Source organism: Buttiauxella agrestis (assembly GCF_900446255.1).
Classification (GTDB): Bacteria; Pseudomonadota; Gammaproteobacteria; order Enterobacterales; family Enterobacteriaceae; genus Buttiauxella; species Buttiauxella agrestis.
Genome location: NZ_UIGI01000001.1, coordinates 1828469 through 1845303 on the forward strand (window position 1 = coordinate 1828469; position 16835 = coordinate 1845303).

Consider the following 16835-nt stretch of genomic DNA (forward strand, 5'->3'; position numbering starts at 1 on the left):
AACAGAAAATGATTGAATCTCGTGATTACAATAAAGAAATTAATGATGCGGCAGATCATCAATATGCCTATAACTTTGACTTCGGCATCATGCATCCTTTTATGATCCGCTCATTTCAGCCTTTCTTTAATAAAGGAAGCCTGCTTGAGTTAGGCAGTTTTAAAGGCGATTTCACGCGCCGTTTTCTTGAGCATTTTGATGATATTACTTGCGTTGAAGCCTCGGATTTAGCAATTAAACAGGCGCATTCGAAGCTTGGCGAGAATGTTAAATATATCCACTCAATGTTTGAGCAGGCTGAATTACCCAAGCGTTACGATAATATTGTTCTTACGCATGTTCTTGAGCATATTGACGATCCCGTAAAAGTGCTTCGCCGTATCAATGATGAGTGGCTTGCTGAAGGAGGCCGATTCTTCCTTGTTTGTCCAAATGCCAATGCGCCTTCTCGTCAGATTGCTGTCAAAATGGGCTTGATTTCACATAATTCAGCGGTGACGCAAGCGGAAGCAGAACATGGGCATCGTTGTACATACAGCCTCGATACTCTGGAACGTGATGCGACCGCTGCGGGTCTGAAAGTTGTCCATCGTTCTGGTATTTTTTTTAAAGCTTTGGCTAATTTCCAATGGGATCGCTTGTTACAAACTGACATTATTTCCTCGGAATATCTTGAGGGGTGCTATCAATTAGGGCAGCAATATCCTGATCTCTGCTCAAGCATATTTTTGATGTGTGAAAAAGGTAAATGATCCAATGGGGCAAAACATTTTCCTTTTCAGGAAAATGTTTTGCCCTTGTTACCCATAACCCCCAAATAACCCCTCATTTCACCCACTATTCTTGCGATTAAAAACCCTCCAGAAACGGATAATCATGCCGATAACTCAACTAACGCAGGGCTGTTTATCGTGAATTCACTGTATACCGCTGAAGGTGTGATGGATAAACACTCGCTGTGGCAGCGTTATGTACCGCTGGTGCGTCACGAAGCATTGCGCCTGCAGGTACGCCTGCCCGCGAGTGTGGAGCTTGACGACCTGCTACAGGCGGGCGGCATCGGGTTGTTAAACGCAGTGGACCGTTATGATGCCCTGCAAGGAACGGCATTTACTACCTACGCGGTGCAGCGCATCCGTGGGGCGATGCTTGATGAGTTGCGCAGCCGTGACTGGGTGCCCCGCAGCGTCAGGCGTAACGCCCGCGGCGTTGCGCAGGCAATTGGTCAACTGGAGCAAGAGCTGGGCCGTAATGCGACGGAAACTGAAGTGGCAGAACGGTTGGATATCCCGCTCAACGAGTACCGTCAGATGTTGCTCGACACCAACAACAGCCAACTTTTCTCTTATGACGAGTGGCGTGAAGAGCATGGCGATAGTATCGAACTGATTACTGAAGAGCATCAGCAGGCGAACCCGCTGCAACAATTGTTGGAGGGGAATTTACGCCAACGCGTGATGGACGCCATTGAGGCGCTGCCCGATCGTGAAAAAATGGTGCTGACCCTTTATTACCAGGAAGAGCTGAATCTCAAAGAGATCGGCGCGGTACTGGAAGTGGGGGAGTCGCGTGTCAGTCAGTTGCACAGCCAGGCGATTAAACGCTTACGCACTAAGCTCGGAAAGCTGTAGGGAGTGCCGCATATTATAAGACGACCGGGATAACATCATGACGGTGCAGCAATTAAAAAAACGGCCATTAAGCCGCTTCTTAAAAGACTTTAAACACACGCAAACACATTGTGCGCAGTGCGCAAAATTGCTCGACCGCATCACGCTTACGCGCCGCGGTGAAATTGTCAGCAAAACGGCAATCGCACAACTGGATACCTTAATTGATGAAAATGGCTGGCAGGTTGAGCGTCAGTCATGGGCGGCATTGTGCCGTTTTTGTGGTGATTTGTACTGCAAAGAGCAGCAGCACTATTTCGATATCATCGGCTTTAAAGAGTATCTTTTTGACCAGACTGAGATGAGCCACGGCACTATCCGCGAATATGTGGTGCGCCTGCGCCGTCTCGGAAATCATCTGGCCTCGCAGAATATTCCCGCTCCTTCCTCCGCTAAAGGTTATTTCGACGACTCACTTGAACCCTGGTTGCCGACGACCAGCACCAATAACTACCGCATTGCGCTACGCAAGTACGGGCAGTTTCAAACCCTGAACCAAAATACCAGTGCCCAATACCAGGAAAATAAATCAACTTCTGATATATATTAAAATGGCATAAGTTGTAGCGTAGTGTTTTTGATTGATTATATTAAGTCGCTACAATACAACCAAATTATCAATCTTCGGGGTGACTATGAAATTTGCAATGGTAGGGCGTCAGGCGCTGATGGGCGTACTGGCAGTGGCAATGGTCGCGGGTGCGAGCGTAAAAACTTTTGCGGCAGAAAATTTACTTAATAAAGTGAAAGAGCGCGGCACGCTGTTGGTTGGGCTGGAAGGAACTTATCCTCCGTTTAGCTTCCAGGGTGATGACGGCAAGCTGACCGGCTTTGAAGTGGAATTTGCCGAGCAACTGGCACAACACCTGGGCGTGAAAGCGTCTCTCAAACCAACTAAATGGGATGGCATGCTGGCGTCGCTCGATTCCAAACGCATCGACGTGGTGATTAACCAGGTCACCATTTCTGACGAACGTAAGAAAAAATATGATTTCTCCACGCCGTACACCGTTTCGGGTATTCAGGCGCTGGTGAAAAAGGGCAATGAAGGCAGCATTACCGGGCCGGATTCGCTGAAAGGCAAAAAAGTCGGCGTGGGCCTTGGGACTAACTACGAAGAGTGGTTGCGTGCCAATGTGCAGGGCGTTGATATCCGCACTTATGATGATGACCCGACTAAATATCAGGATCTGCGCGTAGGCCGTATTGACGCGATTCTGGTTGACCGCCTGGCCGCGCTCGATCTGGTCAAGAAAACCAAAGACACTCTGGCCGTAGCGGGTGATGCGTTCTCGCGTCAGGAAGCCGGTGTCGCCGTGCGTAAAGGCAACGAAGACCTGGTCGAAGCGATTAACAAAGGTATCGCTGAGATGCAGAAAGACGGCTCTTTAGCCAAACTTTCTGAGAAGTGGTTTGGCGCTGACGTCACCAAATAATTTCTCAAAACCTGAAAAAAGGTGCTGATTTCAGCACCTTTTTTATTTGTATTTGCGGGCATTTTGCCCGGCTGGTGCATAATGAATAAATCTGGATTTTATTCAAAGTGTAATGGAGTTGCTCATGTCACTGCACAATCTGACGCGCTTTCCGCGTCTGGAATTTATCGGCGCACCGACGCCTCTCGAATATCTGCCGCGTTTTTCCGATTACCTCGGGCGAGAAATTTATATTAAACGTGACGACACCACGCCAATGGCTATGGGCGGTAATAAGCTGCGTAAGCTTGAGTTCCTGGCGGCTGACGCGTTGCGTGAAGGTGCAGATACCCTGGTTACGGCCGGTGCGATTCAGTCGAACCACGTTCGCCAGACTGCGGCGGTTGCCGCAAAACTCGGATTGAAATGTGTCGCCCTGCTGGAAAACCCGATTGGTACTAAGGCTGAAAACTACCTCACTAACGGCAACCGTTTGATGCTCGATTTGTTTGATGCCGAAATCGAAATGTGTGATGCGCTGCATTCGCCAGATAGCCAACTGGAAGAGATCGCCGTGCGCCTTGAAGCGCAGGGTTTTCGCCCGTATGTGATTCCGGTTGGCGGTTCAAACGCGCTGGGTGCTTTGGGTTATGTTGAAAGCGCCCTGGAAATCGCGCAGCAGTGTGAAGGCGCGGTGAATGTGTCGTCTGTTGTGGTCGCATCAGGTAGCGCGGGGACGCATGCCGGGTTGGCTGTAGGGCTTGAGCAAGTGATGCCTGATGTTGATTTAATCGGCGTTACCGTTTCACGCTCGATTGCCCAACAGTTGCCGAAAGTGGAAGCGTTACAGCATGCCGTTGCGCAGTCTCTGAGTGTCAGCGCAAATAATCCGATCGTGCTTTGGGATGATTATTTCGCGCCGGGCTACGGCACGCCTAATGAAGAAGGGCTTGAGGCGATTAAATTACTGGCGCGCCTGGAAGGGATTTTGCTCGATCCGGTTTATACCGGCAAAGCGATGGCGGGTTTAATTGATGGCGTGGCGCAGAAGCGTTTTAAAGACGACGGCCCGATTATCTTTATTCATACCGGTGGTGCGCCGGCATTGTTCGCTTACCATCCGCATATTTAGAAAAACAGGGTATCTATGCAAGAAAGTATTCAACTGGTGCTGGATTCGGCACCATTCCTGCTCAAAGGGGCCGTCTTTACGCTGCAACTCAGCATCGGCGGCATGTTCTTTGGGCTGATTCTCGGCTTTTTATTGGCGCTGATGCGTTTATCGCCATTTTGGCCGTTTTCGTGGTTATCACGTTTTTACGTGTCGATTTTCCGCGGTACGCCATTAATCGCCCAGCTATTTATGATTTATTACGGCCTGCCACAGTTTGGTATCGAACTGGATCCCATCCCGGCGGCCATGATTGGTCTGTCTCTGAATACGGCGGCTTATGCCTCTGAAACCTTGCGTGCGGCGATTTCGTCAATCGAGAAGGGGCAGTGGGAAGCGGCGGCGAGTATCGGTATGACACCCTGGCAAACGCTGCGCCGGGCGATTTTACCGCAGGCGGCGCGGGTGGCATTGCCTCCGCTGAGCAATAGCTTTATTAGCCTGGTGAAAGATACTTCGCTGGCAGCGACCATTCAGGTTCCTGAACTGTTCCGCCAGGCGCAACTGATCACTTCGCGTACGCTTGAGGTATTTACCATGTATCTCGCGGCTTCATTGATTTACTGGGTGATGGCAACGGTGCTTTCCACGTTGCAAAACTACTTTGAAAATCAACTTAATCGCCAGGACAGGGATCCAAAATGAGCGCCATCGACGTAAAACAACTGGTCAAAAAATTCCACGGGCAGACGGTGCTGCACGGGATCGATCTGGAAGTGAAAGCCGGCGAAGTGGTGGCGATTATCGGGCCGAGCGGTTCGGGTAAAACCACACTGCTGCGCTGTATTAACTTGCTGGAACAGCCGGAGTCCGGAACTATTAAAGTCGGCGAGATTACGATTGATGCCGCGCAATCGCTGAGTAAACAGAAAAATCGCGTGCGCGAATTACGCCAGCATGTCGGTTTCGTGTTCCAGAGTTTTAATCTTTTCCCTCATCGGACGGTGATTGAAAATATCATTGAAGGGCCGGTGATTGTAAAAGGTGAGCCGAAAGAAGAGGCGATTGCGCGAGCGCGTGAATTGTTGGCAAAAGTCGGGTTGAGCGGTAAAGAAACCAGCTACCCGCGTCGTCTCTCTGGCGGTCAACAGCAGCGAGTGGCGATTGCTCGTGCGCTGGCGATGCGTCCGGAAGTGATTCTGTTTGACGAACCGACTTCTGCGCTTGATCCAGAGCTGGTGGGCGAAGTGTTAAGTACCATTCGCCAACTGGCCGAAGAAAAACGCACGATGGTGATTGTGACCCACGAAATGAGCTTTGCGCGTGATGTGGCAGACCGCGCAATTTTTATGGATCAAGGGCGCATCGTTGAGCAAGGGCCAGCCCGCGAACTGTTTGCAAATCCTAAGCAGCCGCGCACTCAGCAATTTCTCGAAAAATTCCTCACGCAGTAATCTTGTTGGCCCTGTTCGGGCCAACATTAAAATACATTAATAATTTTGATAAATGTGATAGCGTTAAACATAACTTTCGAGAATGATTTAAGTGTCAGGAGAAACGCCAGACATAATGGATGATCACAACTTTTTTCGCTGGCGACAGGATGTACTTAATATCTTCCAGTCGGTTACCGAGGCGGATGAAATAACAAAAATTCTTCATCAGCAAACAGAATTGATGGAATTTGATTATTTCTCTCTGTGTATTCGCCACCCGGTGCCTTTTACCCGCCCTAAAACGTCGCTCAGGTCGTCGTATCCGCAAAGCTGGCTTGATCACTATCATGCTGCTAATTATTTCGCGATTGACCCGGTGTTGCGTCCTGAAAATTTCATGCGCGGTAATCTGCCCTGGGACGATGCGCTTTTTGGCGATACGCAGGAATTCTGGGATGCGGCGAGGGATCATGGTCTGCGGCGCGGCATCAGTCAGTGCGTGATGTCGCCGAATCGTGCGTTGGGTTTTTTGTCTGTTTCACGCACCGCTAATAAAGGAAAAATATTAGCCGATGATCTCCTGCAATTGCGTCTGCAATATTTGGGTGAATTAAGCCTGATGACATTAACACGTCTTAATGATTCAACAATGGACGCAGTGACATTGAAACTCAGTAAGCGTGAGCGGGAAATATTGCAATGGACGGGCGAAGGGAAAACATCTGCTGAGATCGCGATTATTTTGTCGATATCAGAAAATACCGTGAATTTTCACCAGAAAAATATGCAGAAGAAGTTTAATGCGCCGAATAAAACGCAAATTGCCTGTTACGCCGCAGCGATTGGGATAATTTGAAGTAAAGGAATTGAGAGGGTGGGGCTAACAAAACGGCTGGAGAATGAGAACTCATCCAGCCGCTGCGCAGAGATTACTGACGGTAAGCCTGTTTAATTTGCTTAACAGTGTTACCAAACACCTCTGCGTGGGACGAGTCTTCCATTTGAGCAATTTGCTTTTCCATTTTGATGATAACCTTGCCTGCATCGGCTTGGCCCATGGCTTTCAGCATCTGAGTCAGCATCGCTTTCAGGCAGGTGACTTCAATAGCCAGTTCACTACTGTTATCTGCAGTGGAAAAATCAGGAGTGCTCATTTGTGTTCCTCGGTCTCGGTTGGTACACCGTCATTAAGTGTAACGGCTTCGTAAGGCGGCGGAGTATAGCACACTCATAAACCATTTTATTAGTGCTTAAGCATATAGGGCAGATTGCTATCTGTACGATGCAGTGGATTTGTTTTAAAGATGTTTATTAATAGTTAAAAAGCAGGGTGTTTATCAACATTATAAATACTTGTAATTATTAATGGGTTATCGTTTTTTTTAATATGAAAAGCATTTTTATTATTTGGTTATATGAATTAAACAGCAGGTGTGTACAGTTTCCACTGTACAATTAAATTTCCAAAAGCAGTTTGAATTCTTAAAATCTGCTTTTAGATTTTAAAGTTGCCGAAAAACCCGTTAATATGTCCTGGTAATTTTAGCAGCGTAATCCCTTTTCTGGAGAGTTCCCCTTTGATCAACGTACTTCTTGTTGATGACCACGAACTGGTGCGCGCAGGGATACGACGCATTCTTGAAGATATCAAAGGGATCAAGATATCAGGTGAAGCAAATTGCGGTGAGGATGCCGTTAAATGGTGCCGTAGTCATCCGGTTGATGTTGTCCTGATGGACATGAATATGCCGGGAATGGGTGGTCTTGAAGCAACACGTAAAATCGCGCGATATTCAAATGATATCAAAGTGATTATGTTGACGATTCACACTGAAAACCCGCTGCCAGCAAAAGTCATGCAAGCAGGTGCCTCCGGTTATTTAAGTAAAGGTGCCGCGCCGCAGGATGTTGTGAACGCTATTCGTTCGGTTAACGCCGGCCAGCGTTACATCGCGTCCGATATTGCTCAGCAGATGGCATTAAGCCAGATTGAACCGGAGAAAACGGATACCCCGTTTGCCAGTTTGTCTGAGCGCGAATTACAGATTATGCTGATGATCACCAAAGGCCAGAAGGTCAATGAAATCTCAGAGCAGCTTAATCTCAGCCCGAAAACGGTCAACAGTTACCGTTACCGCATGTTTAGTAAACTGAATATCAGTGGCGATGTTGAGCTGACACACCTTGCAATTCGTCATGGTTTATTTAGTGCGGAGACGTTAATCAGTAGTGAGTGAAATTTTTGACCCACGCGCTTTTCTCAAAACTGTCACCAGCCAACCTGGCGTCTATCGCATGTATGACGCCAGCGAAACGGTTATTTACGTTGGTAAAGCCAAAGATCTCAAAAAGCGCCTGTCGAGCTACTTCAGGAGCAATCTTGCCAGCCGTAAAACCGAAGCCCTGGTGGCATTAATCCAGCATATTGATGTGACGGTAACTCATACCGAAACAGAAGCACTGCTGCTGGAACACAACTACATCAAGCTTTATCAGCCGCGCTATAACGTGCTGCTGCGTGATGACAAATCCTATCCTTTTATTTTCCTCAGCGGTGACACACATCCGCGGCTGGCTATGCACCGTGGAGCGAAACACGCGAAAGGCGAATATTTCGGGCCGTTCCCGAATGGTTATGCCGTGCGTGAAACGCTGGCGTTGCTACAAAAAATCTTCCCGATTCGCCAGTGCGAAAACAATGTTTATCGCAACCGCTCGCGTCCTTGCCTGCAATACCAGATTGGGCGTTGCCTGGGTCCGTGTGTGGCAGGTTTAGTCAGCGAAGAGGATTACGCTCAACAAGTTGAATATGTGCGCTTATTCCTTTCCGGAAAAGACGACCAGGTTCTGAATCAACTGATTGAGCGAATGGAGCAGGCGAGCAAAAATCTTGAGTTTGAAGAGGCCGCGAGAATTCGTGACCAGATTCAGGCTGTACGTCGCGTCACGGAAAAACAGTTTGTTTCAAACACTGGCGACGACCTGGATGTGATAGGCGTCTCCTTCGATGCGGGCATGGCGTGCGTACATGTTCTCTTTATCCGTCAGGGCAAAGTGTTGGGCAGCCGCAGTTACTTCCCGAAGGTGCCAAATGGCACCGAGCTTGCGGAAGTCGTCGAAACGTTTGTGGGGCAGTTCTATTTGCAAGGCAGCGCGATGCGCACATTGCCTTCTGAAATTCTGCTCGATTTCAACTTGCCGGATAAAACATTGCTGTCTGACTCCCTCACCGAGTTAGCCGGGCGGCGAATTAACGTGCAAACCAAGCCTCGGGGCGATCGTGCACGTTACCTGAAACTCGCCCGTACCAACGCCGCAACGGCTTTGGTGACTCGTCTGGCGCAGCAGTCCACGATACATCAACGTCTGGCGGCCTTAGCCAGCGTGCTGGAATTACCGGCCATTAAAAGAATGGAGTGTTTTGATATCAGCCACACGATGGGTGAGCAGACCATCGCTTCCTGCGTGGTGTTTGATGCCAATGGTCCATTACGCGCTGAGTATCGTCGCTACAACATCGAAGGGATCACGCCTGGCGATGATTACGCGGCGATGAATCAAGTTCTGCGCCGCCGTTATGGTAAGGCCATTGACGAAAGCAAAGTGCCAGACGTCATTCTTATTGATGGCGGTAAAGGGCAATTAGGGCAGGCGAAAAAGGTTTTCGCGGAGCTGGACGTGCCGTGGGATAAAAATCATCCTCTGTTGCTGGGCGTGGCGAAGGGCGTTGACCGAAAAGCTGGCCTGGAGACATTGTTCTTTGAACCGGAAGGAGAGGGCTTCTCGCTACCGCCAGATTCCCCGGCGCTTCATGTCATCCAGCATATCCGTGATGAATCCCATGACCACGCGATTTCCGGGCATCGTAAAAAACGCGCAAAAGTAAAAAATACCAGTGCTCTGGAGACTATCGAAGGCGTTGGTCCGAAACGTCGCCAGATGTTGTTGAAATATATGGGGGGATTGCAACCATTAAAGAATGCATCCGTAGAAGAAATTGCAAAAGTGCCAGGTATCTCGCAAGCGTTAGCAGAAAAGATCTTCTACTCGTTGAAACATTAAGGCCTCTGTAGCAACATAGAGACAATTTCCACTTACGACAGACAGTTAACCAGCACTATGCAATTTAATATCCCAACATTGCTTACTCTGTTTCGTATCGTCCTTATCCCATTCTTTGTGCTGGCTTTTTATCTGCCGTTTAGCTGGGCGCCATTCCTATGCGCGTTTATCTTCTGGTTTGCCGCTATCACTGATTGGTTCGATGGTTTTCTGGCGCGTCGCTGGAATCAAAGCACCCGTTTCGGGGCCTTCCTTGATCCGGTAGCGGATAAAGTGATGGTCGTCGTCGCGCTGGTGCTGGTGGTTCAGCACTATCACGCATGGTGGGTGACACTGCCTGCGGCGACCATGATTGCTCGTGAAATTATTATTTCTGCGTTACGTGAATGGATGGCTGAAATCGGCAAACGCAGCAGTGTGGCGGTTTCCTGGATTGGCAAAGCCAAGACTATGGCACAAATGCTGGCGCTGATAGGAATGCTCTGGCGTCCAAATATGTGGATCGAGTACACCGGTATCGGTTTATTCTTCATTGCTGCGGTATTAACTTTCTGGTCAATGTTCCAATATTTGGCCGCCGCAAGGGGCGATTTGCTCGAACCGTGATCGGTCCGGTGCAAATTTCAGCAAACGGAACGCGGTGGTGGAAAATTTCATTGACTCACCGCGCCATCTAAGTAGAATGCAACGCATCGAACGGCAGCACAGCTTGCCAGAAGATAGTAAAATCAAATGATTAGCGTTAAGCTTCATTAAAAGATTTTGCGGGAATAGCTCAGTTGGTAGAGCACGACCTTGCCAAGGTCGGGGTCGCGAGTTCGAGTCTCGTTTCCCGCTCCAAATTTATGTAGCAGAAATTCTGTTACAGCCTGCAAAGGTAAAAAGTTTTGGCGCGTTAGCAAAGCGGTTATGTAGCGGATTGCAAATCCGTCTAGTCCGGTTCGACTCCGGAACGCGCCTCCACTTTCTTCCCGAGCCCGGGTGGTGAAATCGGTAGACACAAGGGATTTAAAATCCCTCGGCGTTCGCGCTGTGCGGGTTCAAGTCCCGCCCCGGGCACCATGGGAATAAAAGCTATAAAATCAATGATAAAGCAGTGTCGTGAAAACCACCTTCGGGTGGTTTTTTATTGACTGAAAATCGTTTTCCTAACATCTTTCCTAACATGATATTCCCCTGTTTGCATAAATAATCACTTACCCTGACCGCCGACAACAGGGACAATTTGCACCTTGCGGTCATAACGCGCAGTCTGAGTGATCGTTTTGTGTCCAGATATTTGTTGTTTCTCTTGGAGGGTTCCTTCAAGATCAGAAACACCTTTTGCCTTCAAGTCGTGAAACGTAAAGTCAAAACTCAGGTGTGGAAATTTTTGCCGCGCCACCTCTCTTGCTACCTCCCACCTGCTGTTAAATCCATCCCTCGTATATTTCTGCCCATCTGCTTTATGCAGTACATAGATCGAAGACATGCTGGGTTTTAATGGCAAATCTTTTGCCATCGTGATTACGGCTCTCAACCTATTAGACCAGGCTTTGATTTGTTTCTTTCCTGTCTTGCCTTGAGCGATGAACATGCCAGCATCAAGTAGCTCGGATTTTTTTAGAGCCAGAACATCTTTTTGTCTGGCGAGGCACAAATACGCTATTTCCATTGCTACCTTCACCAATAAAGGGCTAACACTGTAAAGTGCGTTATATTCTTCGTCGGTAATATAGCGGTCGCGTGCTTCCTCCTTAAACTGACGAACTCCCTTGCATGGGTTTAACTTCACTTTTCCTCGCTCGTAAGCCCAGCTATACAGACGGGATAAAAACGCTTTTTCCCGGTTGGCCTGTGTTTGACTGGCAACCCCGCGTTTATCCATATATTTTCGAATATGCTGCGGTTTAATACAATCTGGATCCATATTCCCAAATACAGGCATTAACTTATTTGAGTATTTTCTATAATCCTTCCTGGTATCGAGGCTTAATTTTGTGAAATCAGCTGATTCGAAAAATTCTTCAGCCAGCGCATGCAGATTTGATGCTGCCTCTTTTTTTGCCTTTTCAGCTTCGAATTTTGCCCAGACAAGTGAAATAGGCGAGTTGAGAGGGCAGAGTGAAATTGAGCCGCCACCTGCTGGGTGGTATTCAAATTTTGACTTCCCCCGGTATACTCGAGGAGGAAAGATATTGTCATTGGGACTTTTACGTTTTCCGACCATATTACATAGCTTCAAAGTTTGGCTCTGTACGGGATGCATCAGCAGACTGTAGGTTGAGCAAGCTTAGGGGATGGTTAACGTGATACCAGGTTGTTGATGGGTGACCACTACGACCCGGCATGAACCAAATTCCGGCAGATGCCAGCCACTGACGCTGCTTTTTAGGCTGCTTGTATCCAGTAAGAGATCTAAGAGCCTCAGGTGAGAGAACATCGTTCCCCTGAGTATGCTCATTAACTAAATTAACCATGTGATTTCTCCATAAAACCCGGCTGCACCCGGGCGTAATGAATAACTACTATTCGCTAGTGATTGACGGGATCAGGCGTTGCCAGATAGCCGAGACATATTTCGCCTGGTGGCGAGCGTCAGCCAGAGCGTTATGCGCCACCCCATCAAACGGCATATCGCGCTTCGGGTCGATATTGATTTCACGACCCAGCATTACGATGGTCCGCACATCACTATCATTCCAGAGCTGCCACGGGCATATATGGCCTGCGCGCTCGTAAGCGCCGCGAATGATGACGTTATCGAAATTGGCGCCGTTACCCCACACCTTGAGATAGCGGGGGTTGTCAGAGTTACGACTGATAAAATAACTGAGAGCAGAAAGCGCCTCTCCAATATCAAGAACATCATCGGTACAAATCGCGGCACGAGCTTCCGTGCTTTGTTTTAGCCACCAAATGATGGTGTCGCCGTCTGGTTTTGCTCCTTGCTCCATGGAGCTGGCGAGGTTTACTGGAGAGTAAAATTCACCACCAATCGCACCAGTGCGTGGGTCAAAGAACACAGCGCCGATCGCTACAATTGGTGCACTTGGCTTGTTGCCCATAGTTTCTAAATCAATCATTAAATGGTTCATGTATGGCCTTATTTTTAAAATAATTTATCTATTTAGCTCTTTAATAACCCACTACGCACTTTGTGGGTCTTATTTGGTATTTTGTGAATGAAATTCCACTTATTTAGGTTATTTATGAGCTATGACTGTCATCTTTCAGCTTAGCCATCTCGCTCGTGGACATTTGTTTAAGCGTGAGATACGGCCTCCGTCAGTTCATTAAAGCGATTCAGGAACATGCCGTAAGCCATGCCCGGTTTAAGTGGGGTGATATTGATCATGTCCGATGTCGGGATGCCATCCAGTACCGGCCAGAATGAACCGTCATCCAGCTCGAGATCCCGCCGCTCGGTTGCCAGCATGACCAGATCTGCGTACTTCACTGGCTTGCTCATCTCTGCCGGCAGGTCGAATTTATGACGAATGACAATGTCGATACGTTCTTCCATGCGTTGATAGTCAGGCAGCAGGCGTTTGAGCGGGGCAGGTATGTCCTGGCAGTATGCCTCTGCGGCATCGTGCATCAGCGCTTCAAAGGCAAACTCAGCCGGAACGATGAGGCTGCATAGTACGGCGTGCTGGGCCACGCTGTAGAACTCAGGGACGTGCCCAGCAAAGCGGCAGATATTGGACAATGCGACAGCAATATCTTCGATGTTGATATGGTCGGTGTGGATATTGGTGTAATCAAAATGCTGGCCGGTAAAAGTTCTGATAAAAGGCATATTTTCTCCATATATTCGCAGCTGCACCTGCGGCTGATTTTGGTTGCACGAATCCCTCGCCGGGTGGCGATAATTAACGGAATTACGCTTCACTAATTGCCCCGACATGCAGGGCAATTAAGGCAGAGCAATTACGCTTTAAAGTTACCGATATAGGTGTCCACTGGTTTCTCGTTGAACTTGCCGATCAGCAGGTCACGGAATTCATTAGCGATAGCTTCTTCCTGGGCTTCCAGTTGGACGATACGCAGCACGAAACATGGCTCGCTGCTTTTCAGCAGGCTATTACGCATGCTGAAGGCACGTTCACCCAGGCCTTCATACGGGACACATTTGAACTCAAAGGCCACTGGCATAACGTCTTTACTGGTGGCTTCAATGCTTTCCATCAGGGACTTTTTACCGCTGAAATCACCGTCTTCGTGGTCAGCCTGGGTTGCCTGCTGAATGGTAATGCGGCGTACCGCTTGCGCAGCCTGTGCAATAGACATGACATTACCGTCAGCATCGAACGCAGTCAGGTAGTCACTCCAGTCTTCCAGCCATTCAGCGATTTGCTTCTGATTCAGGCGGTCGCCATTGATCGCCAGCAGTGCACGGAACGGAGCTGTTTGTTTCAGCTTGATGGTTGAAACGTTATCGGCGTGGCCTGGATTGTCGAGTGTGCCGATATTGAAGACAGAGCGGGCACTCATGTTTTGCGCATCAATAAAGCAGCGTGCCGGTTCTTCAGCACTGGCGTAACCAACAGAGTAACGAACAAAGTCATCGATGCTGGTCGTATCCATGGCGCCACGGAAGCGGAAGCGTGCCAGGCCAAAGCGCTCCAGGCTTTCTACGCTTACGTCTTTTGGCAGCATGGCAGTAGGGCAGGCAAGACCACCAATATCACCAAGATGATAACCAGAAAGGACCAGGTCTTTTACTTGCTGGATAGCGCTGCCGTCTAATTGAGACATACAAAATTCCTTATAAATAAATTGGTAGAAGTAATCACAGTGAATTAATCAGTCGCGGTTCACTGAGCCGCTTTAAGCTTTCCGTCAGTGGCGCCGTTGATCCCGAAGAGTTGCCCCTGATCTTCCTGCAAGATGGTGAGCTTGCCGCCACGGTTAACCCACATAGGGGTTTCGGTAGTGTCTTCTTCCGTCGCCTTGCCGCGTGGAGTAGGGGTGGTGTACTGCAATTTGTGCTTGATCTTGACGCGCTTCTCTTCGACAGAGTTACCCATACGTTCAATATCAAAAGTCAGAACCACTTTGCCTTTTCCGCCGTTATTCAGCGTGCCGAGTGCAGTGGTATTGAGTGAGGCGGCGATCTTATTCATGAAGACGCCAGCATCCAGTTCGCCCAGGAAATCGGGCACTACGGTCATGCGATCATTACTCATAGCATTTCCTCTCGGTTTAGCGGCTGCCGCCGCCGTAAGTTTCTCCATACACAACAGGGAAGGGCATCTGCGCCCGCCGCAACGCCCGAGTGGGTTGGGTTATGAGCCCGTCGCCCGGTGATGCCCTTCTCTGTTGTATAAAAAGGGCGGTACCGCGGGAGAACATTATCTTCGTCCTCCAGAAGGTTGAAGACCCGGGTACCGCCAAGACTACACACAGCAATTCGTTGTGATGGGGCTGTCACTTAGGCGTATGGTCAACCTGACAACCCGGTGCCATTAACACAGATGAAGGAGAGCACCTGGCCATACTTACCGCCGCGCCGTTTCGCGGATTACCACAACGAAGAGAGCACTGCCGGTGTCCGAATTGAACGGACCTTTTCCCTGCCCAACCCACCCATCTAAATGGGTCTGTCTGGAATTGAACCAGCACTAATGCCTTGCTCGTCAATGCTCTCATCGTTGTGTGCCGAGATGTTTAACCACTCCCGGCACGTGGTTTTTTGCCCAAAGCTGCTGGGCGCTAAGTGGTAGAGTGAATTTGCAATTTATAACCAACCACTTAGGAAATTTAATGGAATCTCAAACCACCCAATTCAGTCCTGAAATAAAACTTGCCGGAATGGAAGCGCTTATTTCGCTTATTCTTTCCACTATGAGCGTGGAGCAGCGCGTTGGGCTGTCAGTCCATGGACTTGAGTTAATTAAGTTGATGAAAAATCAACCACCATCTTTACGCGAACGCGGGCAAGAGATTTGTGAGTACATTTCTGAAATTCTTGATACTTCAGTAGATCTTTCATAGCAAAATGACTCAAAGAGGCGGCGAGCCTTTTAAATCCACATTCACTATCACTAGATGCATTAATTTGATGTAACTCGATGAATGCGTCTTTGATATTCCGAGCCAGAGGTTTCGCTGGCTCGCTTTCAATTTCAGTACCCATACCCTCCAAAATTGAACACAGCGTGCGTACTGCCACTTTTTGAAAGTCAGATGGTAGATCTGTAAATTCCATACCCCCTCCGTTGAAAGATGCGAATCATCCGGTCATTCATATGCCACCGGCGGCTACTTCGTGGGCGTCCTGCCTGTTCGCTGTTGATGGAGTGAAGATAAAATAATATTGCGAATTGCGCAAGTAATAAAATGCGTAATTCGCAATATCACGGGCGAAAAAAAACCGCCAGGATGATGGCGGCTCTTTATAGGAGACTTAATTACCCGTGTCTTTTAACCGATTGCGATTGGCTAATCATTACTTTGCCATACACATAAAAGCGCTCTTCGTTCGATTGGTCTACTGACCATTCTCGATACTTGGGGTTATCAGATATTACCAATATCTTATCAGGAATCATCTGTAACCTTTTTACATAAATTTTATCATCGAAACCAAAAACATAGATACCATCGCCATCGAATTCATTGACCGAAACATCAACAAAAATCAAATCACCAGGCTCAATAGTTTCAGCCATGCTGTCACCGCGAACGTTAATCACCTTAACAGTATCTGGTGTCCTGCCACCAAACAGGGCTAGTGCACGTTCATTGTTGTATTCAATTGATCTGATGACATCAATAACATCACTGCCTTGTATGAAACCCTTGCCTGCGCTTGCACTCACATCAAGCATTTCGACTCTAAACACCGGGTCACCCTCTCCATAAACTGGATTTTTACTACTGGATTTAAATACAGTAGTTTCATTTATAGATGGTGTAAAGAGCTCAGAGACATCAACACCCAAAGCATGTGCATATTTGCTAAGCGATTGTTCAGTAAATGACTTTTGTTTTCCTGTCTCTACTCGAGAGACGTTCGCACCGTCAATACCAACAGCATCGGCAAGGTCTGAAATTTTCATGCCTCTTGCGAGGCGCAATTCTCGAATACGGTTTCCTATGTTCATGCATCCATTACAGGTTGTTTTTGCGTGATATGCAAAGCAACTTGCGCAAG

20 protein-coding genes and 3 tRNA genes are annotated in these 16835 nt (G+C 48.3%); 14 read left to right on the forward strand and 9 right to left on the reverse strand.

Annotation, left to right across the window (positions count from 1 at the left end):
* Positions 1-8: 8 nt before the first annotated feature.
* The 8 genes from DY231_RS08700 (at position 9) to sdiA (ending at position 6488) form a co-directional block, all read left to right on the forward strand.
* Positions 9-752 carry a class I SAM-dependent methyltransferase gene (locus tag DY231_RS08700; RefSeq protein WP_115628013.1) on the forward strand — a complete coding sequence of 248 codons (744 nt, stop codon included), beginning with the start codon at positions 9-11 and terminating at the stop codon, positions 750-752.
* A gap of 159 nt (positions 753-911) precedes the next feature.
* Positions 912-1631, forward strand: a complete 720-nt coding sequence (locus DY231_RS08705; protein ID WP_034496214.1) for an RNA polymerase sigma factor FliA — start codon at positions 912-914, stop codon at positions 1629-1631.
* A gap of 37 nt (positions 1632-1668) precedes the next feature.
* Positions 1669-2220, forward strand: a complete 552-nt coding sequence (gene fliZ, locus DY231_RS08710; protein WP_034496211.1) for a flagella biosynthesis regulatory protein FliZ — start codon at positions 1669-1671, stop codon at positions 2218-2220.
* Positions 2221-2305: 85 nt separating this feature from the next.
* Positions 2306-3106: a cystine ABC transporter substrate-binding protein gene (gene tcyJ / locus DY231_RS08715; RefSeq protein ID WP_115628014.1), complete on the forward strand. Its 801-nt coding sequence runs from the start codon at positions 2306-2308 to the stop codon at positions 3104-3106.
* A gap of 124 nt (positions 3107-3230) precedes the next feature.
* Entirely contained in the window at positions 3231-4217 is a 987-nt protein-coding gene (dcyD, locus tag DY231_RS08720) for a D-cysteine desulfhydrase (protein ID WP_115628015.1), read from the forward strand.
* Positions 4218-4232: 15 nt separating this feature from the next.
* Complete coding sequence (gene tcyL / locus DY231_RS08725) at positions 4233-4901, forward strand: cystine ABC transporter permease (protein ID WP_034496204.1); 669 nt, start codon at positions 4233-4235, stop codon at positions 4899-4901.
* A complete protein-coding gene (gene tcyN / locus DY231_RS08730) occupies positions 4898-5650 on the forward strand; it encodes an L-cystine ABC transporter ATP-binding protein TcyN (RefSeq protein WP_034496202.1) in 753 nt (250 codons plus the stop codon). The genes tcyL and tcyN overlap by 4 nt, the downstream gene beginning before the upstream one ends.
* Positions 5651-5765: 115 nt before the next feature.
* The gene (sdiA, locus tag DY231_RS08735; protein WP_115628016.1) at positions 5766-6488 is read left to right on the forward strand and encodes a quorum-sensing transcriptional regulator SdiA; all 723 of its coding nucleotides are present in this window, start codon (positions 5766-5768) and stop codon (positions 6486-6488) included.
* A gap of 73 nt (positions 6489-6561) precedes the next feature.
* Here sdiA and DY231_RS08740 read toward each other — a convergent pair whose 3' ends face one another.
* A complete protein-coding gene (locus DY231_RS08740) occupies positions 6562-6786 on the reverse strand; it encodes a DUF2594 family protein (protein WP_034496197.1) in 225 nt (74 codons plus the stop codon).
* Between the two features lie 423 nt (positions 6787-7209).
* Here DY231_RS08740 and uvrY point away from each other — a divergent pair, with 423 nt between their 5' ends.
* The 6 genes from uvrY to DY231_RS08770 all read left to right on the forward strand — a co-directional run bounded on the left by uvrY (position 7210) and on the right by DY231_RS08770 (position 10756).
* Positions 7210-7869 carry a UvrY/SirA/GacA family response regulator transcription factor gene (gene uvrY / locus DY231_RS08745; RefSeq protein ID WP_034496195.1) on the forward strand — a complete coding sequence of 220 codons (660 nt, stop codon included), beginning with the start codon at positions 7210-7212 and terminating at the stop codon, positions 7867-7869.
* Entirely contained in the window at positions 7862-9694 is a 1833-nt protein-coding gene (gene uvrC / locus DY231_RS08750; RefSeq protein ID WP_034496192.1) for an excinuclease ABC subunit UvrC, read from the forward strand. Before uvrY ends, uvrC begins: the two co-directional genes overlap by 8 nt.
* Before the next feature lie 57 nt (positions 9695-9751).
* Positions 9752-10300: a CDP-diacylglycerol--glycerol-3-phosphate 3-phosphatidyltransferase gene (pgsA, locus tag DY231_RS08755; protein ID WP_034496190.1), complete on the forward strand. Its 549-nt coding sequence runs from the start codon at positions 9752-9754 to the stop codon at positions 10298-10300.
* Positions 10301-10458: 158 nt separating this feature from the next.
* A tRNA-Gly gene (locus tag DY231_RS08760) sits at positions 10459-10534 on the forward strand.
* Between the two features lie 49 nt (positions 10535-10583).
* Positions 10584-10657 (forward strand) — tRNA-Cys (locus tag DY231_RS08765).
* 12 nt (positions 10658-10669) lie between these two features.
* Positions 10670-10756 (forward strand) — tRNA-Leu (locus DY231_RS08770).
* A gap of 130 nt (positions 10757-10886) precedes the next feature.
* Here the strand turns inward: DY231_RS08770 and DY231_RS08775 are convergent.
* The 8 genes from DY231_RS08775 to DY231_RS08810 all read right to left on the reverse strand — a co-directional run bounded on the left by DY231_RS08775 (position 10887) and on the right by DY231_RS08810 (position 16785).
* The gene (locus DY231_RS08775; protein ID WP_115628017.1) at positions 10887-11903 is read right to left on the reverse strand and encodes a tyrosine-type recombinase/integrase; all 1017 of its coding nucleotides are present in this window, start codon (positions 11901-11903) and stop codon (positions 10887-10889) included.
* Between the two features lies 1 nt (position 11904).
* Positions 11905-12153: a DUF4224 domain-containing protein gene (locus DY231_RS08780; RefSeq protein ID WP_115628018.1), complete on the reverse strand. Its 249-nt coding sequence runs from the start codon at positions 12151-12153 to the stop codon at positions 11905-11907.
* 48 nt (positions 12154-12201) lie between these two features.
* Positions 12202-12771: a 3'-5' exonuclease gene (locus DY231_RS08785; RefSeq protein ID WP_115628019.1), complete on the reverse strand. Its 570-nt coding sequence runs from the start codon at positions 12769-12771 to the stop codon at positions 12202-12204.
* A 167-nt stretch (positions 12772-12938) separates the two neighbouring features.
* Positions 12939-13475: an HD family hydrolase gene (locus tag DY231_RS08790; RefSeq protein WP_115628020.1), complete on the reverse strand. Its 537-nt coding sequence runs from the start codon at positions 13473-13475 to the stop codon at positions 12939-12941.
* A 131-nt stretch (positions 13476-13606) separates the two neighbouring features.
* Complete coding sequence (locus tag DY231_RS08795) at positions 13607-14434, reverse strand: YfdQ family protein (protein ID WP_115628021.1); 828 nt, start codon at positions 14432-14434, stop codon at positions 13607-13609.
* A gap of 59 nt (positions 14435-14493) precedes the next feature.
* On the reverse strand, positions 14494-14865 hold the full coding sequence (locus tag DY231_RS08800) for a YfdP family phage-associated protein (RefSeq protein WP_064511909.1): 372 nt from the start codon (positions 14863-14865) through the stop codon (positions 14494-14496).
* Positions 14866-15572: 707 nt separating this feature from the next.
* On the reverse strand, positions 15573-15887 hold the full coding sequence (locus DY231_RS08805) for a hypothetical protein (protein WP_115628022.1): 315 nt from the start codon (positions 15885-15887) through the stop codon (positions 15573-15575).
* Between the two features lie 202 nt (positions 15888-16089).
* A complete protein-coding gene (locus tag DY231_RS08810) occupies positions 16090-16785 on the reverse strand; it encodes an XRE family transcriptional regulator (RefSeq protein ID WP_115628023.1) in 696 nt (231 codons plus the stop codon).
* Positions 16786-16835: the final 50 nt, after the last annotated feature.